The organism is Mesorhizobium kowhaii, assembly GCF_003253745.1.
GTDB lineage: Bacteria > Pseudomonadota > Alphaproteobacteria > Rhizobiales > Rhizobiaceae > Mesorhizobium > Mesorhizobium kowhaii.
Map to the genome: position 1 here is coordinate 26,280 of NZ_MZXV01000082.1, position 25,541 is coordinate 51,820.

Genomic DNA, 25,541 nt, shown 5'->3' on the forward strand with positions numbered 1-25,541 from the left:
GGTCCGTCCAAGCAAGAACCCCGGCGAAAGCTGGGGTTCTTTTTTGCAATGCGGGTTTGGCGCGCGCCGCTCCATCTTCGTTGCCTAGAGATAGATGGATAGACTTATGACCGGGTGAATCCGGTCATGAAAATTGGAGAGATGACTGAAAGACGAAGACTGAATCTCCAGAACCGCAGTTCTGGGACGCGCCGTTGTGTTCGCCGGTTGAGTCGAGCATTATTGCTTGCCAAGAGGTCTGTCGTTCGGAGGGCGGCTTACTGCCGCCGTCCAGAATACGGCGTGCCAGGGATCATCTGACAATGACGAGACGCGCCTTCAGTGCGGCAACGACCTTCGCGTGGGCAGGGCAGGCATGCGGTTGCCGTCGCGGCTGATCATGTAGTGGTTGGCGACCAGGGCTTGAGTACCGCCTCTTCGGTCGCCTGCACGACAGCGGCGTAGAACGCGCGTCCATCCCCCCCATGAAGTTGAAGTCCATATGGCCGTTTTTTTGCGCTTACCCGGCAAATCGGATCTCGGGCAAAACATACCCAGAAAAAGTCAGGCAATTCAGCCAGTCACAAATCTGGACGAAGGAGCGGCCGCCGCTGTTTCAGTCTCCAGCGGTAGCCGTCAGAAAGCCCGGAAAACTGCCTTTTTGAACACTTTTTGTGACCGATCACCGTTCCATAAGCCGCTGTTCAAGCTCCAAAATCGGCGATGCGCACCCCGGCGAGCGGCGTTGACAGATTGCAGTGCAGCATGCGTATTCGCAGCTCTTGGGGTTACGTCACGCGATGCTGTTCGGACGGGCGGGGTTTTCTTGAACGGCAGCATAGGCGTGGGCGCCGGACGAGCGGTCACTGTAGCCTGAGGCAGTGCTCCGCTCGCTCCTGGCTTCATCTTCACCATCGACCGAGCTGTTTCTGCCTGCCGATGAATCGCGGGCTGGGCAACCCAGGCATTCCCACGCCGAAAGGCTCAATGACAAGAAAGACACGCCGATCACGATGGGCGCGGGCCTGTCGGTACACGCGTGGCCTGTGGGAGCGCAGCAAAAAGCCCTTGAAAGAGGGAAATCTTTCAAGGGCTTGAATATTATATCGAATCTTAGACCGAATAGTACATGTCGTACTCGACCGGATGCGGGGTCATTTCGAAGCGCATCACCTCGGCCATCTTCAGCTCGATGTAGCTGTCGATCTGGTCGTCGTCGAAGACGCCGCCGGCTTTCAGGAAGCCGCGATCCTTGTCGAGGCTCTGCAGCGCTTCGCGCAGCGAACCGCAGACGGTCGGAATCTTCTTCAGCTCCTTCGGCGGCAGATCGTAAAGGTCCTTGTCCATCGGCTGGCCGGGGTGGATCTTGTTCTTGATGCCGTCGAGACCGGCCATCAGCATGGCGGCGAAGGCGAGGTAGGGGTTCGCGCCCGGATCGGGGAAGCGGACCTCGACGCGCTTGGACTTGGGCGACGAGCCGAACGGGATGCGGCAGGAAGCCGAGCGGTTGCGCGCCGAATAGGCGAGCAGCACCGGCGCTTCGTAACCCGGCACCAGACGCTTGTAGGAATTGGTCAGCGGGTTGGTGAAAGCGTTGATCGCCTTGGCGTGCTTGATGATGCCGCCGATGTAGAACAGGCAGCTTTCCGACAGGCCGGCATATTCATTGCCAGCGAAGGTCGGCTTGCCGTTCTTCCAGATCGACTGGTGGACATGCATGCCCGAACCATTGTCGCCGAAGATCGGCTTCGGCATGAAGGTGGCCGTCTTGCCGTAGGCGTTGGCAACCTGGTGCACGACATATTTGTAGATCAGCATCTTGTCGGCGTTGCGGACCAGCGTGTCGAACTTGATGCCGAGTTCGTGCTGGGCAGCGGCGACCTCGTGGTGGTGCTTTTCGACGCGCACACCCATTTCGGCGAGCACGGTCAGCATCTCGGAGCGCATGTCCTGCGCGGAATCGATCGGCGGCACCGGGAAATAGCCGCCCTTGATGCGCGGACGGTGGCCGAGATTGCCGGTCTCGTAGTCGGTGTCGTCGTTCGACGGCAGTTCGGTGGAATCGAGCTTGAAGCCGGTGTTGTAAGGGTCGGCCTTGTACTTCACATCGTCGAAGACGAAGAATTCGGCTTCCGGGCCGACGAAGATCTGGTCGCCGATGCCTTCCGACTTCATGTAGGCCTCGGCCTTCTTGGCCGTGCCGCGCGGATCACGGTTGTAGGATTCGCCCGAAACCGGATCGAGAATGTCGCACAGGATGACCATGGTCGACTGCGCGAAGAACGGGTCCATGTGGACCGTGTCCGGGTCGGGCATCAGCACCATGTCGGACTCGTTGATGGCCTTCCAGCCGGCAATCGAAGAGCCGTCGAACATCACGCCATCGGCGAACATGTCTTCCTCGACCTCGATGACATCCATCGTCACGTGTTGCAGCTTGCCCTTCGGGTCGGTGAAGCGCAGGTCGACGAATTTCACGTCGTTGTCCTTGATCTGCTTCATGATGTCTTTGGCTGTCGTCATGTCATGTATCCCTGTTTGATGACGTTTTTTGATGATGACGGTTTTCAGGCGGATGGCCGGGCCGGATCAGACCGCGTCCATACCGGTTTCGCCGGTGCGGATTCGCACGACCTCCTCGATGTTGGAGACGAAGATCTTGCCGTCGCCGATACGGCCTGTCTGGGCCGCCTTGCGGATGGCCTCGATCGCGCCTTCGACAGCGTCATCGCCGAGCACGACCTCGATCTTCACCTTGGGCAGAAAATCGACGACATATTCGGCGCCGCGGTAGAGTTCGGTATGGCCCTTCTGACGACCGAAGCCTTTCGCCTCGGTAACCGTGATGCCTTGCAGTCCGGCCTCCTGAAGCGCTTCCTTCACTTCGTCCAGCTTGAATGGCTTGATGATCGCTTCGATCTTTTTCATGTAAAAAGTGGCCTCCACTGCCAAAAAAACGGGTTGTGAGCCCCGCTTGCGCCTCCATCAAGCACGAACTGTGCCAATTGGACGGATTTGAAGCGGTCTCATACGATTTCAAAGCCGCGCCGCGCCGGGATGCAAATTCGCGTCATTCACTGCATCAGGTGCGGCATGGGCTGCTGAAGCCTACACAGCGCCAGCATGTGCGTCCGCACAACAATTAGGCATATCGCCTATCCGGTGGGCAGTTTTGTGCCTGCGATGCCCTCATCCCAACGAAATGACCCGCAAATTTTGCCAACTCCCCTTTGTTTGCTTCGGATCGAAAATTGGACAATGCTTGATCGAATGCGGATCGGCAATCCATGAGCAACGAACTTCTTTCCCCGGCCGAAATGAGCGAGGCCGATCGGCTGACGATTGCCGCCGGTCCAACCGACGGTATCGACCTGATGCGGCGCGCCGGCGAAGCGGTCGCAGCTGTGGTCCTCAAGCGCTACCCGGCGGCGACGCACGTCCACGTGCTTTGCGGACCAGGCAACAATGGCGGCGATGGCTATATCGTTGCCCGCATCCTAGCCGGCAGCGGCGTCGGCACGACGATCTGGGCAAGCGGGACGCCGAGGCCGGAAAGCGATGCGGCACTCGCCGCCGCGCAATGCCCGGTCAAGCCTCGACCACTGTCGGATTTTGCCGCCGAGGCCGGCTCGATCGTTGTCGACGCGCTCTATGGGGCAGGGCTGTCCAAGCCGCTGTCCGGCGATGCCGCGAAAGCCGTCGATACTGCCACAGCCCTGCGCCTGCCTGTCGTCGCGGTCGACCTGCCGTCGGGTGTCTCTGGGGCCAGCGGCCAAATATTGGGCAAGGCGTTTCGCGCCGAGGTCACCGTCACCTTCGCGCGAAAAAAGCCTGGCCACCTGCTGCTCCCGGGACGGGAACGATGCGGCGAGATCGTGCTCGCCGATATCGGCATCGGCGACGGCATCATCGCCCAGCTCGCCGTGTCGACCTTCGAGAATGTGCCGGACCTGTGGTTACGGGAATTTCCGGTGCCAGCTGTGGACGCACACAAATACAAGCGCGGCCACGTCGGCGTCTTTTCCGGCGGTCCCGGCGCCACAGGCGCGGCACGGCTGTCGGCACTTGCCGCAGCGAGAAGCGGGGCAGGGGCGGTCACCGTGCTGCCGCCAGCCAATGCCATGCAGGTCAATGCCGCGCATCTCACCTCGATCATGTTGCGCAAGGCCGACGACAGCGTCGATGTCGATGCGTTCATCGGTGAGCGCCGGCCGTCGGCCTTTGTTCTCGGGCCAGGCTTTGGCGTTGGCGAAAAGACGCGGAAATTTGCACTCGCGCTGCTCACCTCTGGCGAGCAGCGGGATACCTCAACCCGGATTGACGGCCTCGTGTTCGACGCCGACGCGATCACCTCGTTTCGCGAGGCGCCCGACGTCTTGTTCCAAGCTTCTCGCCAACCGGACGCACCGGCTCTGGTGATGACGCCGCATGACGGAGAGTTCGCCAGGCTGTTTCCCGGCATCGCCGATGACGTTGCCACATCCAAACTGGCCAGGGCGCGTTTGGCCGCGGCACGTGCAAATGCCATCATCGTCTACAAGGGCGCCGACACCGTGATCGCGGCGCCGAACGGCCTTGCGGCGATCAACAGGAACGGCGCGGCATGGCTTGCAACCGCAGGCTCGGGCGACGTGCTGTCCGGCATCATCGCCGGGCTGCTTGCGCAAGGCATGCCGGCGTTCGAAGCGGCCTGCGCCGCGGTGTGGATCCATGCCGAAGCCGGCAGCCGGTTCGGGCCGGGGCTGATCGCCGAGGATCTGCCGCGGGCGCTGGTGCCGGTGCTGCGCGAACTTGTCGAAGCGCGTACGGGCGCTCTATGAGCCGCGTCCTGGCTCTGCGGCTCGCCACCTTCTTTGCTGTGTTCGCGGCGTCTGAAGCGCGCGCCGAAGGTCCTGTGACGATCGTCGGTGACCCGGCAGTGCTCGCGGTGCTCGATGCCAAGGGGTATGGCTTCGCCGGTCTTTTTAGCACGCCAGACGAGGGTGATCTAAAAACCCTCTACGACAAGGCGCCAGCCTATCACGCTGTCGTCGAGACTGTAGCGGCCGATGTTGCCGCACTGCGCGCCGACATGAAGGCCGGCGGGCGGCCGCTCTACGAGGTTACCGACGGCAATGTCGGCCGCATCATGGACATGCGCTGGCTGAAGACCGATGCCGCGCGCTTCCGACTGGTCGGCGTCGTCAACCGGCTCGACCGTCGCGACTTCGCGGTGCTGCTGGGTGACAGGAGCTGCGGCGAGGTGCGCTTCATCTACCGACTTGCCTACAGTTTCCGGAAAAACGGCAAGCTGCTGGCGTCGCGTCTGCCGTTCAATTTCAACGCCGTCTACAGCGCGGCACCCGATGCCGATGGTGGCTGCGTCGGCGTTGCCGGACGCTGGACGCCACAGCTTGACGAGACCGTCGATGCTGGCTGGCTGACCGGCGGACCGCTGGAGAAAGCCGGGCTGACCTTCAAGCAGCTGGAACTCAACGCACAGGTGGTGCGCTTTCCCTCCGGTCAGGAAACCGAGTTCGGCGGCCAGGCAGCCTATCTCATGCGGATATTCGGCATCGATGGCGGGACGGTCAGCGAGAAGCCGCTGGAGAACACGCCGGACACCGCACGGCTCTCGCAAGACGCGGCGCTGAAGGCAAGGCTCGCCGCCTATGTCAGCGCCAATCTGCCGGCGGTCGATGAAGGCGTCTACGAAATCCCCGACGAGTTCCTGGCCAGGAAGGTCATCTCCTGGTCGACCTTCGGCAGTGCGCGGCAGGCCAACCACCCGTTCACGCCGCTGTTCCAACCCGGGGAATTCGCGTCGCTCGATTATTCCGGGCTGAAACTGGTGCGCACGCCGGAAGCGCTGGTCGAGCGGCTGGATAATGGCGCCTGCCAGGGGTGCCATCAGGCTGGTTCGACGGCGGGGTTCCACTTCATTGGTCTCGACGACAAGACGACGTCGCCGTTGAACCGCATCGAGGTCGGCATTTCGCCGCATCTTCACGCCGAAATCCCGCGCCGTCAGGCTTGGCTGCGCGCCATGGCGCAAGGCAAGGAGCCGAACCGCTTCCGTCCGCTCTCCTTTGCACCGCCGGCTGCCTGGACGGACGCCGGCGCGGTCGACTACGCGCCGGCAGAGATGGCAATGCCGTGCCTGATGCCGGAAGATGCCGCCCGCTTCGGCACCACCTGGCAGTGCGGCAGCGGCACGGTCTGCACGCCGCTGGCGACGGCATCGGGGGTGCGGACCAAGCTGGCACAATGCCTGCTGCCCAAGGACAGCGAAAAGATGTTTTCCGGCCATCCCTGCCTGACCGGCTCGATCGCCAGCAACGAAGCGCAGCCGTTCAACGACCGCTACAGCATATCGGGCCAGTTCGCGGCTTTCGCACCGGACGTCTCGCGCACCGCTTACACCTGCCGTCCGCCGAAGATCGGTGTGCCTGCCGGAATTGCTTATCGCGGCTGCGACGACAAGGACCGTGTCTTCGCGGCCTTCAAAGCCGGTAAGCCGATGCCGAACGAGATCTGCGGGCTGGTCGGCGGCAAGAAATTCGACATCTGCGTGGCCACCAACAACTTCGACCAATGCCTTGGCGGCGCCGTCAATCGCGGCAACCGGCCGGCCTGTTCGGCCGATCATTTCTGCCGCGAGGACTATATGTGTCAATCGCTGCCGCCCGATACGCCTGGCATCGGCAAGATCAGGGGCATCGGCTTCTGTTCGCCGACCTATTTCATCTTCCAGATGCGCATCGACAACCATGCGACGCCTTGGGGCAGTTCCGTGCGTGCCACCATGGGAGCGGGGTTTGGCGCGGCGGAAGAGGAATGATCTGCCCTGTTGCGACCAACTGGATACGTCCGCCCGACAGGATGCCTCACAGCGGGATATTGTCGTGCTTCTTCCAGGGGTTCTGCATGTCCTTGTTGCGCAGCATCCGGAGCGCGCGCGCGATGCGGCGGCGGGTCGAGTGCGGCATGATCACCTCATCGACATAACCGCGCTCGGCGGCGACGAAGGGGGACAGGAAGCGATCCTCGTAAGCCTTTGTATGGGCTGCGATCTTTTCGGCGTCGCCGATGTCCTTGCGGTAGATGATCTCGACCGCGCCCCGGGCGCCCATCACGGCGATCTGTGCAGTCGGCCAGGCATAGTTCATGTCGCCGCGCAGGTGTTTTGACGCCATCACGTCATAGGCGCCGCCATAGGCTTTTCTGGTGATGACGGTGATCTTCGGCACGGTGGCCTCGGCATAGGCGAACAGGAGTTTCGCGCCGTGCTTGATCAGCCCGCCATATTCCTGCGCCGTGCCGGGCAGGAAGCCGGGAACATCGACAAAGGTGACGATCGGGATCGAAAAGCAGTCGCAGAAGCGCACGAAACGGGCAGCCTTGCGGCTGGCGTCCGAATCGAGCACGCCCGCCAGCACCATCGGCTGGTTGGCGACGAAGCCGACGGTGCGGCCCTCGACGCGCCCGAACCCGGTGACGATGTTCTTGGCGAAATTCTGCTGGATCTCGAAGAAGTCGCTTTCATCGGCGACCTTCAGGATCAACTCCTTGATGTCGTAGGGCTTGTTGGCATTGTCGGGGATCAGCCGGTCGAGCGACAGATCGTGGTCGGTGACCGACTGGTAGCATTCGATCTCCGGGAGCTCCGATGTGTTGGAGGCGGGCAGCAGGTCGACCAGCCGGCGCATCTGCAGCAGTGCCTCGACGTCATTGTCATAGGCGCCGTCGGCGATCGAGGATTTCGTCGTGTGGACGGAGGCGCCGCCGAGGCTCTCGGCGGTCACCGTCTCATTGGTGACGGTCTTCACCACATCCGGTCCGGTGACGAACATGTAGGAGGTGTCGCGCACCATGAAGATGAAGTCGGTCATCGCCGGCGAATAGACATCGCCGCCGGCACAAGGACCCATGATCAGCGAAATCTGCGGAATGACACCGGAGGCGAGCACATTGCGCTGAAAGATCTCGGCATAGCCGCCCAGTGCCGCCACGCCCTCCTGGATGCGCGCGCCGCCGGCATCATAGAGGCCGATGATCGGCGCACGGTTGCGCAGAGCCATCTCCTGCACCTTGATGACCTTTTCGGCATGCGCTTCCGACAGCGAACCGCCGAACACGGTAAAGTCCTTGGCGAACAGGTAAACCGGGCGGCCGTTGACGGTGCCCCAGCCGGTGACCACACCGTCGCCGGCGATCTTGGTCTTCTCCATGCCGAAGTCGGTCGAACGGTGCTCGACATACATGTCGAATTCCTCGAACGAGCCCTCGTCGAGAAAGACCTCGATGCGTTCGCGCGCGGTGAGCTTGCCCTTCTTGTGCTGCGCATCGATGCGGGCCTGGCCGCCACCCATGCGAGCGATGTCGCGGCGGCGCTCGAGTTCCTTCAGCACGTCCTTCATCGATTACCTCCCAGGCCAGCGGCATTTCGTGGTAATCGTGCCGGCAAGCGAGTGCAAGCACCGCTTGCGCCATGGTTTTGTTGCGCTGCAGCATGACGCCCCTTGCATTTGGCCGCGAACTGGGCCATATGCGGCGACATAGGCGCTTGGGCCGGGAACAATCCGGCCTTCTCGACAAATGAGACTGGTTGCGTCTGTTTTCCCTCTTTCCGGTATATCGGCCCCCTCTTTCCGGTACATCACAAAGCGGCGAAAAAGCCCCGTGGTATGATGCCTGCGGGCACGACAGCGCAGCCGAGTGGACGATCCCGTCCGCCCGCCTTGTCGTTTCATGACAATTTATCCGACGGCAGGTTGCGCCCTGCCGCCATTGATGTTTGCGGCCAGGAGCCGCGTGAAAGAAGAATATTTTGACCAACGAAAACACTTTGCTCGGTACTGGGGAACTCTCTGGTTTCGCAGCACTTGGAATTACGGGCGCGCTGCTCAAGGCGACCCATGCCGCCGGCTTCACCGAGCCGAAGCCGATCCAGACCCAGGCGATCCCGCCGCAGCTGGAAGGCCGTGACATTTTCGGCATTGCCCAGACCGGTTCGGGCAAGACCGCGGCCTTTGCGCTGCCGATCCTGTCGAAGATCATCGCTCTCGGCACCAAGCGCCGGCCGAAGACGGCGCGTGCGCTGATTCTGGCGCCGACGCGCGAACTCGCCGTGCAGATCGAGGACATGATCAAGTTGCTCGCCAAGGGCGCGCATGTCTCGACCGCGCTCGTGCTCGGTGGCGTCTCGCGCTTCAGCCAGGTGAAGAAGGTTGCGCCCGGCGTCGACATCCTGATCGCCACACCAGGCCGGCTGACCGATCTGGTGCGTGAGGGCGACCTCGTGCTTGCCGACACCAAATGGCTGGTGCTGGACGAAGGCGACCGCATGCTGGATATGGGCTTCATCAACGACGTCAAGCGCATCGCCAAGGCGACCGCGCCCGACCGTCAGACGGTGCTGTTCTCCGCGACCATGCCAGCCGAAATCGCCGAACTGGCGAAAGGCCTGTTGAAGAACCCGATCCGCGTCGAAGTCGCCCCCCACAGCACGGCGGCAGCCGAGATTGTGCAGGGCGTCGTCTTTGCCCGCACCAAGCAGAAGCGCCAGGTGCTGTCGACCATGCTCGCCGACGAGGCGATGAAGTCCGTCATCATCTTTTCGCGCACCAAGCATGGTGCCGACCGGGTGACCAAGGACCTCGAGCGCGACGGCTTCAAGGCCGCCGTCATCCATGGCAACAAGTCGCAGAACGCCCGCCAGAAGGCGCTGAACGATTTCCGTGAGGGCTCGGTGCGCATTCTGGTGGCGACCGACATCGCGGCGCGCGGCATCGACGTGCCCGGCATCAGCCATGTCGTGAATTTCGACCTGCCGGACGAAGCCGAGAGCTATGTCCACCGCATCGGCCGCACCGGCCGCAACGGTATGGACGGTATCGCCATCACGCTCTGCGATCCGTCGGAAAACAGCAAGCTGCGCCAGGTCGAGCGCATCATCCGCACCAAGCTGCCGATCGTTGCCGACCATCTCGGCAGCCCTGATCCGCTGCGCAATCCGGCTGAAAAGAACGAGCGCTTCGAGCCGGCCAATGACCGCAACGGCAATGGTCGTCGCGACGGCAGGCGGCCCGGTGGCGAGAACAAGGGCAACGGCTTTGGCAAGAAGCGCTTCGGCGACAAGCCTGCCTTCGCTGGCGAGCGCAAGCCGGAAGGCGCCAAGCCTTTCAAGGGCAACAACAAGCGCCGCTTTGGCGGTAAGCGTCCGGCTGCGCGGGCTGCGTAAGCCAGAACGCGTTGTAATCAGTCAAGCTTAGGCTGGCTGATTGCCCGTGAGTGACAAAGACGTGAGTGACAAAGAAAGGGCGGCTGAAGCGATGCTTCGGTCGCCCTTTTCGTCTGGAGGCTACTTGGCCACCGCCTCGACCCAGACGGCGATCCTTTGCGCCAGAAAGGTCGTGGTCGATGGCGACAGTGCATCGCCGGCGATGACGTGGTTGTCGGGATCGCCGGTGTCGTCGACCGGAACCAGTTCATGCGGCGCGCCCCAGCGCCCGGCGCTTTCGCGGGTGCGGTCTTCGCGCACCACTCTGTCGGAATCGGAGAAGATGAAGAGAGCCGGTATGGTCGCCTTTTCCACCGGCGCGGCGTAGGCGAGCTCGGTCAGCGCTGCCATCGGCAGTGTCGCGGCCATCGGATATTTGTGCGTCCAGAATTTCTCGTGCAGGGCGTTGCGGGTCGGAAAGCTGCGTTCCTTGCCGCCGACGAGCTCGGCAATCTGCTTGCCCCAGGGCATGGTCAGGATCTCGGCGCCGGACGCCTTGACGCCGAAATTCGGCGAGATGAACGCAATCGCCGCCACACCGTCCGACGCGCCCGGCTGCGTTGCCGCCCATGTCGCCAGCGAGCCGCCGGTCGAGGTCGAGATGACGATCACCTTGTCGCCGATCGCCCGGCCGATGGCGAGCGCCTCCTCATAATCGTTGATCCAGGCATTGACGCTGCCTTGCGTCATCGCCGCGCCGTCCTGCCCGTGACCAGTAAGGCGGGTGTAGAACAGATTGGCGTCGAGCTGGTCGGCCACCTCGTCCGGCAGCGGGCGGACCTCGCCCTTCGATGCGGAAAAGCCGTGGATATAGACGATCGACAGCGGCGTCCTGGCATGCACCATCGGATTGGCCCAGACGATCTCCTTCTCCAGCCCGTCACGGATTCCGGGTGTGGCGGCTTCTATCTTCGCCACATAGGCCTGCGGATCGTCGCCGATGACCGAGGGATCGAAACGGATCGTGGTGTCGACTTTGACGCGCGGGCCAAGCACGAAAGCCAGTGCGAGGACAATGACAAGGCCCAGCACAGCAAGCACGATCCGTCGCCCCATCGCAGACTCCACGCAACAATTTCTCAGCCTATGGCGGCGGTCACAAACAGGCAACGCCCTGCCCGGAGAGGGGAGCCTGCCAATCTCGATGGCGTTCTATTCGCTTTGTGGCTTGCGGTCGTAGTGCAACGGCCGCGCCTTCCAACTGGTCATCAGGCTGATCACCCCTCTGCACAGCGGCCTCGGTAGCAGGCTGAGCAGTTTCAGAGGCCAGCTCAGCCGGCGCGGGAAGGTGACTTCGAAGCCGCCGGACTTGATGCCCCGGGCCATACGGCGCGTCGCGCGGCTGACCGGCATCAGCCCCGGCATCGGCAGCATGTTCTTCTCGGTCAGAGCGGTGTCGATGAAGCCCGGGTTGATCACCTGGATACGCACATTCATCTTGTCGAAGTCATATTTCAGCGACTCGGCCAGGATGTTGATCGCCGCCTTGGTGCCGCCATAGGCGGCCGTGGTCGGCCAGCCGAAATAGGCGGTGACCGAGCCGACCAGCACGACGTGGCCGCGTGCCCGCACACGCATGCGCTGGATGACGGGCACCAGGCCGTTGATGATGCCGAAATAGTTGACATCGAAGGACCGGTGAAAGTCGTTGACGACTAGATTTTCTCCCGGCGTCGAAATGTAGTTCCCGGCATTGAAGACGGCGAGCACGATAGGCCCGAGTTCCTTCTCGATCGCGGCGACGGTTTTTGCCATGCGCGGCTCGTCGGTGACATCACAGGGAAAGGCCGTGACACTGCCCGGCATCTGCGCGGTCTCGACGACAAGCGTGTCGATCGGATCGTCGTCGAGCGCTGTCACCGCGACGGCATAGCCCTGGGACGCAAGATCCCTGGCCAGTGAACGGCCGATGCCGCTGCTGCCGCCCGTGATCCAGGCGACGCCGTGATTCGGATTGGCTCGATAGAGTGTCATGCTGCGCCCTGTCGACTTGTTCGTGCCTTGCTCTAGCGATGAAGAAATCGAATGAAAAGAGTGCTTTCATCACAGTGAGGAAATGAACTGTGGGCCATGAAGGCGATATTGAGAAGCGTCGGCGCGGCAACAGTGCCGCAAATGCGACTGGTCCAGACAAATTCTTGCCTTGAAACCGAAGCTTCGGGTTTCTACGGTTTCGGCGCAGCTACACAAGGAATCCTGAATGCCCCGTTCTGTGATCGACGTGATCGGCAACACGCCTCTGATCCGCCTCAACAAAGCGTCTGAACAAACCGGTTGCGAGATCCTGGGCAAGGCCGAGTTCATGAATCCGGGCCAGTCGGTCAAGGATCGCGCCGGTCTGTTCATCATCCGCGACGCCGAGCAGCGCGGGCTGCTGAAGCCCGGCGGCGTCATTGTCGAGGGAACGGCCGGCAATACCGGCATCGGGCTGACGCTGGTCGCCAAGGCGCTGGGATACCGCACCGTCATCGTCATTCCCGACACGCAGAGCCAGGAAAAGAAGGACACCATCAAGCTGCTCGGCGCCGAGCTGATCGAGGTGCCTGCGGTGCCTTACAAGAACCCCAACAATTACGTGAAACTGTCGGGGCGGCTGGCCGAGCAGATGGCGCGGACGGAGCCGAACGGCGCCATCTGGGCCAACCAGTTCGACAATGTCGCCAACCGCGACGGCCATATCCGCACCACGGCGCAGGAGATCTGGAACCAGACCGGCGGCAAGGTCGACGGCTTTGTCTCGGCGGTCGGCTCGGGCGGAACGCTGGCCGGCGTCGCCTTCGGATTGAAAGCCAGGAGCAAGGACGTCAAGATCGCGCTCGCCGATCCGCTGGGGGCCGCGCTCTACAGTTTCTACACCAGCGGTGAGTTGAAGTCCGAAGGCAGCTCGATCACCGAAGGCATCGGGCAGGGGCGCATCACCGCCAATCTCGATGGCTTCACGCCGGATTTTTCATTCCAGATCCCGGACGAGGATGCGCTGCCGATCGTCTTCGACCTGATCCAGGAAGAAGGCCTTTGCGTCGGTGGCTCGACCGGCATCAACATTGCCGGCGCGATCCGTCTGGCACGCGAACTTGGGCCCGGCCACACCATCGTGACCATCCTTTGCGACTATGGCACGCGCTATCAATCGAAGCTGTTCAACCCGGAATTCCTGCGCGAGAAGAACCTGCCGATACCGGGCTGGATGGAGCAGCGGAGCACGATTTCGGTGCCGTTCGAAAAGGTCTCGTGATGGCGCACCGGACCGAAGCGCTGTTTCGCGACGACGCCTATCTGCGCACGGCGGATGCCACGGTCGTTGCCGTCAACGACCGCGGCGGCATCATTCTCGACCGGACGATCTTCTACGCCACCTCGGGCGGCCAACCGGGCGATACCGGTTATCTCGAACGCGCCGATGGCAGCCGCATCGCCATCGCCGCCACCATTACGGGCGAGACCAAGGACGAGATCATCCATGTGCCGGCGCTGGAGCAGAGGGTTCCAGAGGTCGGTGATCGCTTGAGCCTGGCGATCGACTGGGAGCGCCGGCATCTTTTGATGCGCATGCACGCGGCTTGTCACCTGCTCACTGTGGTCTGCCCGTTCCCGATCACGGGCGCGTCTGTTTCCGAGGATGACAGCCGCGTTGATTTCGATATTCCCGACGCCAGCTTCAATAGGGAAGAGGTGACGGCGAGCCTGATGGATCTGGTGCGGGCCGATCACCCGATCTTCACCAGGCTGATCAGTGACGAGGAACTGGCCGCCAACCCCGGCCTGGTGAAATCCAAGAACGTCCGGCCGCCGGTCGGCACCGGTAAAATCCGCCTGGTCTGCATCGGTGACAACGCTTCGGTCGACAGCCAGCCCTGCGGCGGTACCCATGTCAAAAGCACCGGTGAAGTCGACGAAATCCATGTCGGCAAGATCGAGAAGAAGGGCCGCGAGAACCGACGCTTCCGCATCCGCTTCGGCCCGATGCCGGCGAACTGATGCATGTCGCCCAAAAGTGGCCCCGGTTTGGGACAACGACATGCATAAAAACAAGACTTAAAGCGCGTCACCGGAACCCGTTTCAACGCGAAGCGCTTTAATCGGACAATCACCGCCAAAAGGCGAGCAGGAGAAAAAATGGCCGAGGACAGTCCTTTCACCGTCGACGCGGATTGGCTGCAGCAGCGCCTCGGCGAGCCGGGTCTGACGATCATCGACGCATCCTGGTATCTCCCGGCGCAGAAGCGCGATGCGCGCGGCGAATACCAGGCCGCCCACATTCCGGGCGCACGGTTTCTGGATCAGGATGCGGTTTCGGACCCGGATTCGCCGCTGCCGCATACGTTGCCGTCACCGCAGCATTTTGCCCAGTATGTCGGGTCGATGGGTGTTTCGGCCGACGACACCATCGTCGTTTATGACGGTCCGGGTTTCTTCTCAGCGCCTCGGGCGTGGTGGATGTTTCGCGTGATGGGCGTCTTCCAGACCTATATTCTGGACGGCGGCTTCGATGGCTGGAAAGCGGCCGGCCGGCCGGTAACGGCCGAACCGACCAAGATCGCGCCAAGTGTGTTTCATGCCAATTTCGACGCCGGTCGCGTCGCCAGCCTCGCCGACATGCGCCGGATCGTCGATACCGGGGAAAGCCAGATCGCCGATGCCCGTGGACCGGGCCGCTTTTCCGGCACGGAGCCTGAACCGCGCGCCGGTATCCGCTCCGGCCATATGCCTGGCGCGCGCAATCTGCCCTATTCGGCGCTGTCGGAAAATGGCGAGCTGTTGTCGAAGGACCGCCTGCGCAAGGTGATGGAGGCGGCGGGCATCGATCTGTCGAAACCCGTCATCACTTCGTGCGGTTCCGGCATTACAGCCGCGGTGGCGACGCTGGCGCTGGAAACGCTTGGCCATACCGACAACAGGCTCTACGACGGTTCGTGGACGGAGTGGGGTGGGCGTTCCGACACGCCCGTCGTGACCGGCAAGGAATGAAGACGATGGAAAACGGCGCGCTGGAAGACATCGAAGTCACGGTGACGTTTCTCGAGATGCATGTGCCGCCGGCCTATTCGCCACCGGTGCCCTATAACCGTCAGGTCGCGCTGTTGAAGACCAAGGACATTCCCCTGCATTTCTACCGCTATTTGATGGACCGGGTGGGACGCAAATGGCACTGGGTCAATGTGCTGAGGCTGGATGACGACGAGCTTTCAGCCGGCATCCACCGCGAGGACCGCGACATCAGGGTGCTCTATCTCGACGGTGCGCCGGCCGGCTTCTTCGACCTCAAGCCGCATCTGCCGGAAGAAGTCGAACTCGCCTATTTCGGCATGATGGAACATGCGACAGGGCAAGGCATCGGCCGCTGGTTCCTGGGTGCGGCGATTGCAGCGGCGTGGTCGTACGGGCCCAAGCGGGTGACGGTGCAGACCTGCACGCTCGATCATCCGGCGGCTTTGCCGCTCTACCAGAAGCTCGGCTTTGCACCGGTGGCGCAGAAGAAGGAAATCGTGCATCCGCTGACTTTCGGTGAACGCTCGGCCAGTGTCATGCGGCCGTGACATCAGCCAAAATCTGAATCATCCGCTAACGCGCAAGAATCGGGTGGGAAGCATCAGCCTGAGCGCATAATTTCCGGTCACGACACCGGAGATTTTACCATGACCATTCAGTTCAAAGCTCTGCCGACCCGGGATGTCAGGGCCCTGCAGTTTGGCGGTCCCGATGCTTACGGCCATACGCCCGAGCGAAAGATTTCCGACGGGGACGGCATGCCTTGCCGGCACTGTCTGAAGAACATCGCCGCCGGCGACGCTTACCTCGTTCTGGCTTACCGGCCATTCCCGGACCTTCAGCCCTATGCCGAAACCGGGCCGATCTTCCTGCATGCCGAAGAATGCGACCGCGCCGCCGAGACCGAGGGGCTACCCGAGATTCTCGAAAGCCCCGACTACATCGTGCGCGGCTACGGCAGGGATAATCGTATCGTCTACGGCAGCGGCGGTGTCATCCCGACCGGAGCAATTGCTGCGCGAGCCGAAACTTTGTTCGAGCGCGACGATATCGCCTATGTCCATGTCCGCTCGGCGCGCAACAATTGCTACCAGTGCCGCATCGAGCGCGCATGAGGCATCAGAACCGCCGGGCGGAGAGGGCTTGTCGTACTCCCGTCGCACAATCGCGCTAGAAAGCGATTGTCGATCGATTTGCCGACCGCGGATGAACCGGCGGCAAATCTCGATATCGAGGAAGCGGGGCTTTGGCTCCGCTTTTTTGTTGCCCGTCGTCAGGTTAAGAAAAAACCCGCCGGAATGAACCGGCGGGCTGACGGGAGGTCGCTTTTAAAGGTGAAATCAGGCCGCGAGAACGGCTTTCGGCTCAACCAGTTCATAGCCGAGCGCCTCGGCAACCGCGCGGTTGGTGATCTTGCCCTTGTGGACATTGAGGCCGTTGCGCAGGTGGTGGTCGTCGACAAGCGCCTTCAGGCCCTTGTCGGCAAGCTGCAGGCCATAGTGAAGCGTCGCGTTGTTGAGCGCGTGGGCTGACGTGACCGGCACCGCGCCGGGCATGTTGGCGACGCAGTAATGGATGACGCCGTCAACCTCGTAGGTCGGCTCGGCGTGGGTGGTGGCGTGCGATGTCTCGAAGCAGCCGCCCTGATCGATGGCGACGTCGACCAGCACGGAACCCTTCTTCATGCCCGAGAGCATCTCGCGCGAAACCAGCTTGGGTGCCGCGGCGCCCGGAATCAGCACGGCGCCGACGACGATGTCGGCCGAAAAGCACTCTTCCTCGAGCGCCTCGACGGTCGAGTAACGGGTGTGCACCCGGCCGGCAAAAAGGTCGTCGAGCTGGCGCAGGCGCGGGATCGAGCGGTCGATAATGGTGACGTCGGCGCCGAGACCCGCCGCCATCCTGGCCGCGTGTAGGCCGACGACGCCGCCGCCGAGCACGGTGACCTTGCCGGGCAGCACGCCGGGCACGCCGCCGAGCAGCACGCCGCGGCCGCCATTGGCCTTCTGCAGCGCCGTGGCGCCGGCCTGGATCGACAGCCGTCCGGCGACTTCCGACATCGGCGCCAGCAACGGCAGGCCGCCACGGTCGTCGGTCACGGTCTCGTAGGCGATTGCGGTCACGCCGGAAGCGAGCAGGCCCTTGGTCTGCTCCGGATCCGGAGCCAGGTGGAGATAGGTATAGAGAATCTGGCCTTCGCGAAGCTGCGCCCATTCATTGGGTTGCGGCTCCTTGACCTTGACGATCATGTCCGACTTGGCGAACACGTCGGCTGCCGTCTTGGCGATCGTTGCGCCAGCCGCGCGGTAGGCGTTGTCATCGGCGCCGATGCCGGCGCCGGCGCCGGTCTCGACCAGCACTTCATGGCCATGGGCGACATATTCGCGAACCGAGCCCGGCGTGAGGCCGACGCGATATTCGTGGTTCTTGATTTCCTTGGGGCAGCCGACGCGCATTGTCTTCTCCTGATCCGGCCCTTTGGGCTCGTTTCCCTGTATCAGTAGAGTGAACCACGAATCGCTGTGCAGGTGTTTGCGAATGCGCTTGCGCGAACAGCTCGGTTTCGATAATCGTTGCGCAAAATAGTGGAATATTCGCAGGATTCACGAAAAATGCCGCTCGACAGGATCGATATCGCCATTCTCGAGACTTTGCAGAAGGATGGCAGGATACCCAATGCAGCACTTGCCGAGAAGGTTGGCCTGTCGCAGTCGGCGTGTTCGCGCCGGCTCGACAATCTGGAGAAATCCGGAACCATCCGCGGCTACCACGCCCGGCTTTCCAATGCCGCACTTGGCCACCAGATGACGGCGATCGTGCATATATCGCTGTCGGGGCAGTTCGAGAAGACACTGTCGGACTTCGAGGCGGCGATCAAGCGCTGCCCCAACGTGCTGTCCTGCCATCTGATGTCGGGTGAATATGATTATATTCTACGCATCGCGGCCAAGGATCTCGTCGACTATGAGCGCATCCACAAGGAATGGCTGTCGGCGATGCCACATGTGACCAAGATCAACTCGTCGTTTGCGTTGCGTGAAATCGTTGACCGTACCGCGATGGGCATGAAGCCGGAAATGGCTTAACGCCAAAGGCACACCCGGACGTCCTTCCCAACATAGCATGCGCCTTCGCGGCGAAGTTCTCCCCAATCTCCTGGTTCACCGTGGGTTGCGCGAATGTCCGAGTTCCCATAGCCTTCCCAAAAATCACCGTCCTTGTAGATAACTGCCCAGTAATCTTTGGACATTTCACCAGCCCCACTATTCGTATCAGGATAGTCGATACCTGCAAAAACTTGCCGAGGCCCCTGGATATTAAAATCGCCGCCCTTCTCGATTTGATAGGAGCATCTTCCGGATATGCGAGTCTGACCGTTAACAACAAGCAGGCAGCGGCCCCACTTATAACCGCTCGGTAAACGATGCTGTGGTTGCGCATGCGAAGGCGAAAAGGAAAACGCAATTGCAAGGGCAGCCGCTATAGTTCGTCCGATCATCCTATCATCCGTTGTGAAGCAGCCGATCTAAAGAGCGACCGGACACTGTTGGATCCACCCGGAGCGCATGTCGAAACCGTCCAACGCAGCATGGTCCCCTTAAAGATCAAAATATTTATCGACCAAGTCGGATTTTTGTCACGTGACATTCGCGCTGCTACACGGCGGGATTATGTTTCGATTGAAACGCGTTGGTCCGTACCTGAGGTTGTTTTTACGTCGAGTGATCCCGGCCAACTGGCCGCGCTGCTGTCGTGTCCGCGTTTCAAGGGTGAATCATATTCGCAGCGAAACAGAAATCCAGCCGGTCTCATTTTCCAAACAGGGTCTTAGGCCTCGGTGACGATCCGATCCATCGGGATGTCGTGCGGCTGCGGGTAGATGGTGGCGATGCGCTGCAGGCCGTAGCCGACGCCGATGATCAGCGGCTTGAAAGGCATCGCAGCCAGCGTGCGGTCGAAGAAGCCGCCGCCATAGCCCAGGCGGTAGTTGCCGGGATCGATGCCGACGATAGGCGAGATGACGATGTCCGGCAGCACCGGATCGCCCTCGGCCGGTATCGGGATGTTCCAGACACCCTTTTCCAGCCGGTCGCCTGGCACGTAGGCGCGGAAGATCAGCGGCTGCCCTTTCTCGACAACGACGGGCAGGGCGGTGCGGCCGCCGCGTGCGTTGATGGACGCCATCCATGGCCGCAGGTCCGGTTCGCCGCGAAACGGCCAGTAGAGACTGACCATGCGGCCGGCGATCTTGCCGACGATTGCGTCGAGACCTTCCGCAATGCGCTGCGACATCACCGTTCTCGCGTCGGCCGAAACGGCAAGACGGGCGGCGATCAGGCGTTCGCGCTCGGCTTTGCGCCAGCGTCTCACGTCGGTCCAGTCGCTCAACGGAGCGCGAAACTCCTGATCCAATTCATGCATGAAGCAAGGCGGCGAAGAATACTGCGCCGGGCCTTCTTCGTCATGATCGTCAGCCATGCCTCACCTCGTCTTGCTGTTTCGAGAACGCTATACCCGGCCACGGGGTCCGACATGTGCATTCACGACATTCAAGGGCGACTCCCAGGCAATCATCAAAGGACGGAACGTTGTTGCGGTGCACAAAAATACCTACATGAGATCGGATGCATTGGGGTGAATGAGATGAACCAGGCCAGCCATCACATCGTCGTTGTCGGCGCGGGTTTCGGCGGTCTCGAATTCACCCGAGCGCTTGCCGGCGCGCCGGTCCGCATCACCATGATCGACAAGCGCAACCATCACCTTTTCCAGCCGCTGCTCTACCAGGTGGCGACCACGGCGCTGGCGACGTCCGAGATTGCCTGGCCGGTCCGCCACCTCCTGCGCAAGCGCAAGGATGTGACGACGCTGCTCGCCAATGTCGTCGGTGTCGACCGGCCCAGCAAGCGCGTGCTGCTCGATGATGGCAGTGCGGTCGCCTACGACACGCTGCTGCTCGCCACCGGTGCCCGCCACGCCTATTTCGGCCATGACGAATGGGAACCTTTCGCGCCCGGCCTGAAGACGCTGGAGGACGCCACCACTGTTCGGCGGCGCATTCTTTTGGCCTTCGAGCAGGCCGAGCGGGAGACCGATCCCGCCAAGCGCCAGGCGCTGCTGACCATTGCGATCGTCGGTGGCGGGCCGACCGGCGTCGAGCTTGCCGGCACCATCGTCGAACTGGCGCATGACACGCTGCGCGGTGAATTCCGCAACATCGATACACGGCAAACGCGCGTCGTTCTGATCGAGGCCGGCGACCGTATTCTGGCCAATTTTGCACCGAAACTTTCCGACTATGCCATGAAGGCGCTCGAGCGGCTCGGCGTGACGATCGAACTCGGCCGGGCCGTTACGCGGTGCGACGCCGAGGGCGTCGTCTTCGGCGACAAGCATCTGGCGGCAAGCACAATCCTGTGGGCGGCGGGCGTCGCCGCCTCGCCAGCCGCCGAATGGCTCAGCGCGGCCGCGGACCGGGCGGGCAGGGTGCTGGTCGAGCGTGACTTGAGCGTGCCGGGCAGCCCGGAGATTTTCGTCGTCGGCGACGCCGCTCATGTGCTGAGGCCGGACCGGCGGCCCGTTCCCGGCGTTGCGCCGGCCGCCAAGCAGCAGGGCCGGCATGTTGCCGCCACGCTGAAGGCGCGGCTTGCCGGCGACACCAGCCCACGGCCATTTCGCTATAGACATGACGGCGACCTCGCCACGATCGGCAAGCGCGCCGCGGTGATCGATTTCGGCTGGATCAAGCTGACCGGCTGGGCGGCCTGGTGGCTGTGGGGCATAGCCCACATCTATTTCCTGATCGGCTTTCGCAACCGGCTTGCGGTTTCGTTGAGCTGGCTATGGATCTACGCGACGGGCCAGCGCAGCGCGCGGCTTATCACCCAGGGCGACGACGACAAGGGCTGATTTCTTCACCCAGGCCGTTCATCCGCACGTCATCTGGAACTGATCGACTGGCGGCTTGATGCGCGCGACTTGTTGAATGGACTCAGATGGGTTTCGGCGCGAAGTTCGCTTCGGGGCAGGGCTGTCACGTTGTCGAAGAAGGAGAACTCATGTCGCGACTGCTCTATCCCGTCTCCCGCCGCGATCTCCTTGCGGGTGCTGCCGCCGCAGGAGCGTTGATCATGCTGCATCCGTTCTCCGCCCGCGCACAGGCCAACCAGGCCCATCTTAGGATCATGGAAACCACCGACATCCATGTGAATGTGCTGCCTTACGATTACTACGCCGACAAAGCGAACGACACGATGGGCCTGTCGCGCACGGCTTCCCTGATCGACGCAGTGCGCAGGGAAGCCGTCAATTCGATGCTGATCGACAATGGCGACCTGCTGCAGGGCAATCCGATGGGCGACTACATCGCCTATGAGAGGGGCATGAAGGATGGTGATCTGCATCCGATCATGAAAGGCATGAACCTGCTTGGTTACGAATGCTCGACGCTGGGCAACCACGAGTTTAACTACGGCCTGTCGTTCATGGACAAGGTGCTGGCCGGTGCCAATTTTCCCTTCGTCTGCGCCAATTTGATCCGTGGCACAGAGCTTGCCGCGAACCCGCGCGACGACAAGCTCTATCTCAAGCCCTATGTCATCCTCGACAAGAAGATCAAGGACGGTTCGGGCGTCGATCAGCCGATCAGGATCGGCATCATCGGCTTCGTGCCGCCGCAGATCATGGTCTGGGACCTCAAGAATCTGGAGGGCAACGTCAAGACGCGCGACATCGTCGAGGCGGCCAAGGCCTGGGTGCCGCAGATGAAGGAGGAAGGCGCCGACATCGTCATCGCGCTCTCGCACTCCGGCATCGACGTGAAGCAGGGTGACATGATGGAAAACGCATCGTTCTTCGTCGCCGGTGTCGACGGCATCGATGCGGTGTTCACCGGCCATCAGCATCTGGTCTTCCCCGGCAAGAAGGATTTCCAGTCGCTGGACGGCGTCGACACGCAAAAAGGCACGCTGCAGGGCAAGCCCGCCGTGATGGGCGGCTTCTGGGGCTCGCATATGGGGCTGATCGACCTGATGCTGGAGCGCGACGGGTCAAAATGGAAGGTCGTTTCCGCCACATCCGAGGCGCGACCGATCTTCGAACGCGTCGACAACAAGGCCAAGCCGATAGTCCCTGATGACAAGCGCATCATCGCGGCACTCGAGCAGGACCACCAGGCGACACTGGCCTATGTGCGGCGGCCTGTCGGCAAGACCTCCGCTCCGCTCTATTCCTATTTCGCGCTGGTCGCCGACGATCCGTCGGTGCAGGTCGTCAGCCAGGCGCAGACCTGGTACCTCAGAGACATTCTCAAGAACACGCAGTGGAAGGACGTGCCGTTGCTGTCGGCCGCCGCTCCCTTCAAGGCCGGCGGACGCAGCGGCGCCGACTACTATACCGACGTGCCGGCGGGCGACATCGCCATCAAGAACGTCGCCGATCTCTATCTCTACCCGAACACCGTGCGAGCCGTCGAAATCACCGGCGCGCAGGTCAAGGAATGGCTGGAAATGTCGGCCGGCATCTTCAACCGGATCGAACCGGGCAAGGCCGACCAAGCGCTCATCAACACCGACTTCCCGTCCTACAATTTCGACGTCATCGACGGCGTTAGCTACAAAATCGACCTATCGCAGCCGCCGAAATACGATGCCAAGGGCGGGCTGGCGAATGCCGGCGCCAATCGTATCGTCGACCTGATGTTCGATGGAAAACCGATTGATCCCAAACAGAAATTCGTCGTTGCGACAAACAACTACCGTGCCGGCGGTGGCGGCAATTTCCCTGACATCAATGCCTCGAAGATCATTTACGAGGCGCCGGACACCAATCGCGACGTCATCGTTCGCTACATAAGCGAGGGCACGATCAACCCGTCGGCGGACGGCAACTGGTCGTTCGCGCCGCTGCCTGGAACCAGCGCCGTGTTCGAAACCGGCGCCAAGGCGAAGGATTTCATTGCCGAGGTGAAGTCGCTGAAGATCGAGCCGGCGGGTGAGGGCGAAGCGGGATTTGCGAAATACCGCATCCTTCTCTGATTGTTGCCATATGGACTCAAGTCCGCGCCGTAACTGCGGCGTGGACCTATGCCTTGTAGACCACCTGGCGCACGTCGATGTAGCTGGCGCGGAAGCCGGCCTCGCAATAATGCAGGTAGAACTCCCAGAGCTTCTTGAAGCGGTCGTCGAAGCCGAGCGGGACGATCTTTTCCCATGACGCCCAGAACCGGTGACGCCATTCGGCGAGCGTACGCGCGTAGTCATCCGGAAAAACGCGCTCGCGCAGATGGGCAAGGCCATGATCCTTGCCGAGCGCCTTCAGGATCGACGGCGTCGGCAGCATGCCCCCCGGGAAAACGTAGCGCTGGATGAAATCCGGCCTTGCGCGATAGGTGTCGTAAGACGCTTCGTTGATGGTGATGATCTGCAGGCCGGCGGTGCCGCCGGGCTTCAGGCAGGCCTTCATCTTGCTGAAGAACACAGGCCAATATTTCTCGCCGACCGCCTCGAACATCTCGATCGAGGCGATGCGGTCGTAGGTGCCGGTTTCGTCGCGATAATCCTGCAGCTTGATGTCGACCTTGTCGGCAAGCCCGGCCTTGGCGATGCGCGCCTTGGCGAAATCGTGCTGCTCGCGGCTGATCGTCAGCCCGGTCACACGGCAGCCGATCTCGCGTGCCGCGAATTCGGCGAAGCCGCCCCAGCCGCAGCCGATCTCCAGCACGTGGTCCTTCGGACCGATGCCCGTATCCTTCGCCAGGGCGCGATATTTGGCGGCCTGGGCGCTTTCGAGGTCATTGGCGCCGGTCGCGTAGAGCGCCGAGGAATAGGTCATGCTCGGATCGAGCCATTCCTTGTAGAAGGCGTTGCCGAGGTCGTAATGCGCCGAGATATTGCGCTTCGAGCCGGTGCGTGTGTTCTCGTTGAACCAGTGCCGGATGCGCTGGACGGTGTTGATGAGCCAACTGGCGCCGCCGGCGACGCGTTCGCCGATGGCCGAATTGACCACGAACAGCTCCAGGAAGCTGGTGACGTCAGGGCTTTCCCAATCGCCGTCCATATAGGATTCGGCAACGCCGATCGTGCCGCCGGAAAAGGCACGGCCGGGCAAGCGCCAGTTCTTGAGCACCAGTTCGGCGTCTGGGCCAGGTCCTTTGCCCCCGACCAGGACGGCGCGTCCGTCCGGCATCCTGACCTTCAGCGATCCGCGCGGCAGGTTCATCGCCGCCGACAGCACCATGCGCGCCTTCGCCGGCAAGCCCTTGACGATTTCGGCGAAATTGAATTCGTCCAGCCTGACCGCGTCGCTCAACGCCAGACCATGATGTTCCTTGTGTGCCATCTCACGCCCCTGGACTTCCGCGGTGTCGGCGCAAATTGCCGAGCCTCGGTTCTCGCGGTTCATTCGCCAGGTTCGAGCGCCATTGCCTGATCCCGGCAGCTGACCGGTTCGGCGACGGGCGGGCTCGAACGAAGCGCGCGCCCTTTAACCAGAGCTTCAGCGCTTCCCAGTGAATCCCTGCCACAATCTTCCACGTCATAGGGGGGAACTTCAAGGGGCAGGCTGCAAGCTGGGCTGTGCCAAGTCGAGGGCACTCGCCGGCGTGGATCTGGCTTTTACACAGCAAAGGCCGAACACGCCCAAAACGCCTATGGCTGCAACCCTGCTTGTGCGATAGTTTTAGCCATGCGTTATGTAATCGTCATTGCCGCGGTCGCCTTTTTCCTGATCTGGGACGGCCTCTACAATCAGGGCCGGTACCTCGACACCGCGGTAAGGGGTGTCACGCACGTCGTGCGATCCGTCACCGGCAAGACCTAGCGTCCATCCGCATGACTCGCTGCCGCGACATCCTTGTCGATTGACGCGGCCGTCCTGCCGTCACAAAAGACCCCGGCACTTAATGCATGTCGCCCAAAAGTGGCCCCGGTTTTGGGACAACGACATGCATTAAAACAAAGACCTGAAGCGCGTCGCTGACGCGCTTTCGATCGAGGAGGCGGGGTTGATCCGGCATATCGTTTTCTTCAGCGCGCGGCGTAAAGAGGATGTGGAGGCCGTGCACACCGGCCTGCAGGCGCTCGGCAAAATTCCCCATTCCAGCCTGTTCGAGGTGACGCTCAACACCAAGGTTGACCCGCTGTCGGACGAGATCGATGTGGTCGTCTATGCCGAGTTCGCCGATGACGCGGCATTGGCCGCCTACAAGGCCCACCCGCTCTATGCGCAGACGACCAGCAAGGTCAAACCGATGCGTGAACTGCGTTATTCCGCCGATGTCGTGGCCGGCAGCTGATCAAGTCTTGAACCCGTT

At 62.0% G+C, this 25,541-nt stretch carries 23 protein-coding genes; 13 read left to right on the plus strand and 10 right to left on the minus strand.

The genetic code is table 11. The features are described 5' to 3' along the window. Positions 1-1,092: 1,092 nt before the first annotated feature. Both glnA and B5V02_RS37705 read right to left on the minus strand, forming a co-directional pair. Positions 1,093-2,502 (minus strand): type I glutamate--ammonia ligase, encoded by a 1,410-nt coding sequence (glnA, locus tag B5V02_RS37700; protein ID WP_111548994.1) that lies wholly within the window; start codon positions 2,500-2,502, stop codon positions 1,093-1,095. 66 nt (positions 2,503-2,568) lie between these two features. Then, a complete protein-coding gene (locus B5V02_RS37705; protein WP_006205430.1) occupies positions 2,569-2,907 on the minus strand; it encodes a P-II family nitrogen regulator in 339 nt (112 codons plus the stop codon). Between the two features lie 359 nt (positions 2,908-3,266). On the opposite strand from B5V02_RS37705, the gene B5V02_RS37710 reads away from it, so the two are divergent. Both B5V02_RS37710 and B5V02_RS37715 read left to right on the plus strand, forming a co-directional pair. Next, on the plus strand, positions 3,267-4,799 hold the full coding sequence (locus B5V02_RS37710; protein WP_111548995.1) for an NAD(P)H-hydrate dehydratase: 1,533 nt from the start codon (positions 3,267-3,269) through the stop codon (positions 4,797-4,799). Next, positions 4,796-6,799 carry a hypothetical protein gene (locus tag B5V02_RS37715; RefSeq protein WP_111548996.1) on the plus strand — a complete coding sequence of 668 codons (2,004 nt, stop codon included), beginning with the start codon at positions 4,796-4,798 and terminating at the stop codon, positions 6,797-6,799. Before B5V02_RS37710 ends, B5V02_RS37715 begins: the two co-directional genes overlap by 4 nt. A gap of 46 nt (positions 6,800-6,845) precedes the next feature. Here B5V02_RS37715 and B5V02_RS37720 read toward each other — a convergent pair whose 3' ends face one another. Further along, positions 6,846-8,378: an acyl-CoA carboxylase subunit beta gene (locus tag B5V02_RS37720; protein ID WP_111548997.1), complete on the minus strand. Its 1,533-nt coding sequence runs from the start codon at positions 8,376-8,378 to the stop codon at positions 6,846-6,848. A gap of 410 nt (positions 8,379-8,788) precedes the next feature. Here B5V02_RS37720 and B5V02_RS37725 point away from each other — a divergent pair, with 410 nt between their 5' ends. Further along, on the plus strand, positions 8,789-10,201 hold the full coding sequence (locus B5V02_RS37725; RefSeq protein WP_111548998.1) for a DEAD/DEAH box helicase: 1,413 nt from the start codon (positions 8,789-8,791) through the stop codon (positions 10,199-10,201). Positions 10,202-10,321: 120 nt separating this feature from the next. On the opposite strand, the gene B5V02_RS37730 is transcribed toward B5V02_RS37725, so the two are convergent. After that, the gene (locus B5V02_RS37730) at positions 10,322-11,296 is read right to left on the minus strand and encodes an alpha/beta hydrolase (RefSeq protein ID WP_111548999.1); all 975 of its coding nucleotides are present in this window, start codon (positions 11,294-11,296) and stop codon (positions 10,322-10,324) included. A gap of 96 nt (positions 11,297-11,392) precedes the next feature. Next, positions 11,393-12,214 (minus strand): SDR family oxidoreductase, encoded by an 822-nt coding sequence (locus B5V02_RS37735; protein WP_111549000.1) that lies wholly within the window; start codon positions 12,212-12,214, stop codon positions 11,393-11,395. A gap of 226 nt (positions 12,215-12,440) precedes the next feature. Between B5V02_RS37735 and B5V02_RS37740 the strand changes: the two genes are divergently transcribed. From B5V02_RS37740 to B5V02_RS37760, 5 genes are all read left to right on the plus strand, one after another. After that, positions 12,441-13,475, plus strand: a complete 1,035-nt coding sequence (locus B5V02_RS37740) for a cysteine synthase A (RefSeq protein WP_111549001.1) — start codon at positions 12,441-12,443, stop codon at positions 13,473-13,475. Further along, the gene (locus B5V02_RS37745; RefSeq protein WP_111549002.1) at positions 13,475-14,218 is read left to right on the plus strand and encodes an alanyl-tRNA editing protein; all 744 of its coding nucleotides are present in this window, start codon (positions 13,475-13,477) and stop codon (positions 14,216-14,218) included. The genes B5V02_RS37740 and B5V02_RS37745 overlap by 1 nt, the downstream gene beginning before the upstream one ends. A gap of 138 nt (positions 14,219-14,356) precedes the next feature. Beyond that, positions 14,357-15,208 carry a 3-mercaptopyruvate sulfurtransferase gene (sseA, locus tag B5V02_RS37750; protein ID WP_111549003.1) on the plus strand — a complete coding sequence of 284 codons (852 nt, stop codon included), beginning with the start codon at positions 14,357-14,359 and terminating at the stop codon, positions 15,206-15,208. 5 nt (positions 15,209-15,213) lie between these two features. After that, positions 15,214-15,777 carry a GNAT family N-acetyltransferase gene (locus B5V02_RS37755; RefSeq protein WP_111549041.1) on the plus strand — a complete coding sequence of 188 codons (564 nt, stop codon included), beginning with the start codon at positions 15,214-15,216 and terminating at the stop codon, positions 15,775-15,777. Positions 15,778-15,876: 99 nt separating this feature from the next. Then, on the plus strand, positions 15,877-16,344 hold the full coding sequence (locus tag B5V02_RS37760) for a DUF1203 domain-containing protein (RefSeq protein ID WP_111549004.1): 468 nt from the start codon (positions 15,877-15,879) through the stop codon (positions 16,342-16,344). A 225-nt stretch (positions 16,345-16,569) separates the two neighbouring features. Here B5V02_RS37760 and ald read toward each other — a convergent pair whose 3' ends face one another. Beyond that, positions 16,570-17,685: an alanine dehydrogenase gene (ald, locus tag B5V02_RS37765; protein ID WP_111549005.1), complete on the minus strand. Its 1,116-nt coding sequence runs from the start codon at positions 17,683-17,685 to the stop codon at positions 16,570-16,572. Between the two features lie 156 nt (positions 17,686-17,841). Here ald and B5V02_RS37770 point away from each other — a divergent pair, with 156 nt between their 5' ends. Next, complete coding sequence (locus B5V02_RS37770) at positions 17,842-18,315, plus strand: Lrp/AsnC family transcriptional regulator (protein WP_010909317.1); 474 nt, start codon at positions 17,842-17,844, stop codon at positions 18,313-18,315. Here B5V02_RS37770 and B5V02_RS40325 read toward each other — a convergent pair. Together B5V02_RS40325 and B5V02_RS37775 are read right to left on the minus strand one after the other, a co-directional pair. Then, positions 18,312-18,728 carry a hypothetical protein gene (locus B5V02_RS40325; protein ID WP_146606218.1) on the minus strand — a complete coding sequence of 139 codons (417 nt, stop codon included), beginning with the start codon at positions 18,726-18,728 and terminating at the stop codon, positions 18,312-18,314. The genes B5V02_RS37770 and B5V02_RS40325 overlap by 4 nt on opposite strands. A 329-nt stretch (positions 18,729-19,057) precedes the next feature. Then, positions 19,058-19,708 carry a 5-formyltetrahydrofolate cyclo-ligase gene (locus B5V02_RS37775; RefSeq protein ID WP_111549006.1) on the minus strand — a complete coding sequence of 217 codons (651 nt, stop codon included), beginning with the start codon at positions 19,706-19,708 and terminating at the stop codon, positions 19,058-19,060. 165 nt (positions 19,709-19,873) lie between these two features. On the opposite strand from B5V02_RS37775, the gene B5V02_RS37780 reads away from it, so the two are divergent. Next, entirely contained in the window at positions 19,874-21,139 is a 1,266-nt protein-coding gene (locus tag B5V02_RS37780; RefSeq protein ID WP_111549007.1) for an NAD(P)/FAD-dependent oxidoreductase, read from the plus strand. A 149-nt stretch (positions 21,140-21,288) separates the two neighbouring features. After that, positions 21,289-23,265, plus strand: coding sequence for a bifunctional 2',3'-cyclic-nucleotide 2'-phosphodiesterase/3'-nucleotidase (locus tag B5V02_RS37785; RefSeq protein WP_111549042.1), 1,977 nt, complete (start codon positions 21,289-21,291; stop codon positions 23,263-23,265). 46 nt (positions 23,266-23,311) lie between these two features. Here B5V02_RS37785 and B5V02_RS37790 read toward each other — a convergent pair whose 3' ends face one another. Both B5V02_RS37790 and B5V02_RS37795 read right to left on the minus strand, forming a co-directional pair. Further along, on the minus strand, positions 23,312-24,568 hold the full coding sequence (locus B5V02_RS37790) for an SAM-dependent methyltransferase (RefSeq protein WP_111549008.1): 1,257 nt from the start codon (positions 24,566-24,568) through the stop codon (positions 23,312-23,314). Between the two features lies 1 nt (position 24,569). Continuing rightward, complete coding sequence (locus B5V02_RS37795) at positions 24,570-24,767, minus strand: DUF1365 family protein (RefSeq protein ID WP_425374453.1); 198 nt, start codon at positions 24,765-24,767, stop codon at positions 24,570-24,572. A 146-nt stretch (positions 24,768-24,913) separates the two neighbouring features. Between B5V02_RS37795 and B5V02_RS42360 the strand changes: the two genes are divergently transcribed. Both B5V02_RS42360 and B5V02_RS37800 read left to right on the plus strand, forming a co-directional pair. Then, complete coding sequence (locus B5V02_RS42360; protein WP_281005072.1) at positions 24,914-25,048, plus strand: hypothetical protein; 135 nt, start codon at positions 24,914-24,916, stop codon at positions 25,046-25,048. 184 nt (positions 25,049-25,232) lie between these two features. Next, positions 25,233-25,523: a Dabb family protein gene (locus B5V02_RS37800; protein ID WP_111549010.1), complete on the plus strand. Its 291-nt coding sequence runs from the start codon at positions 25,233-25,235 to the stop codon at positions 25,521-25,523. The last annotated feature ends 18 nt before the right edge of the window (positions 25,524-25,541 follow it).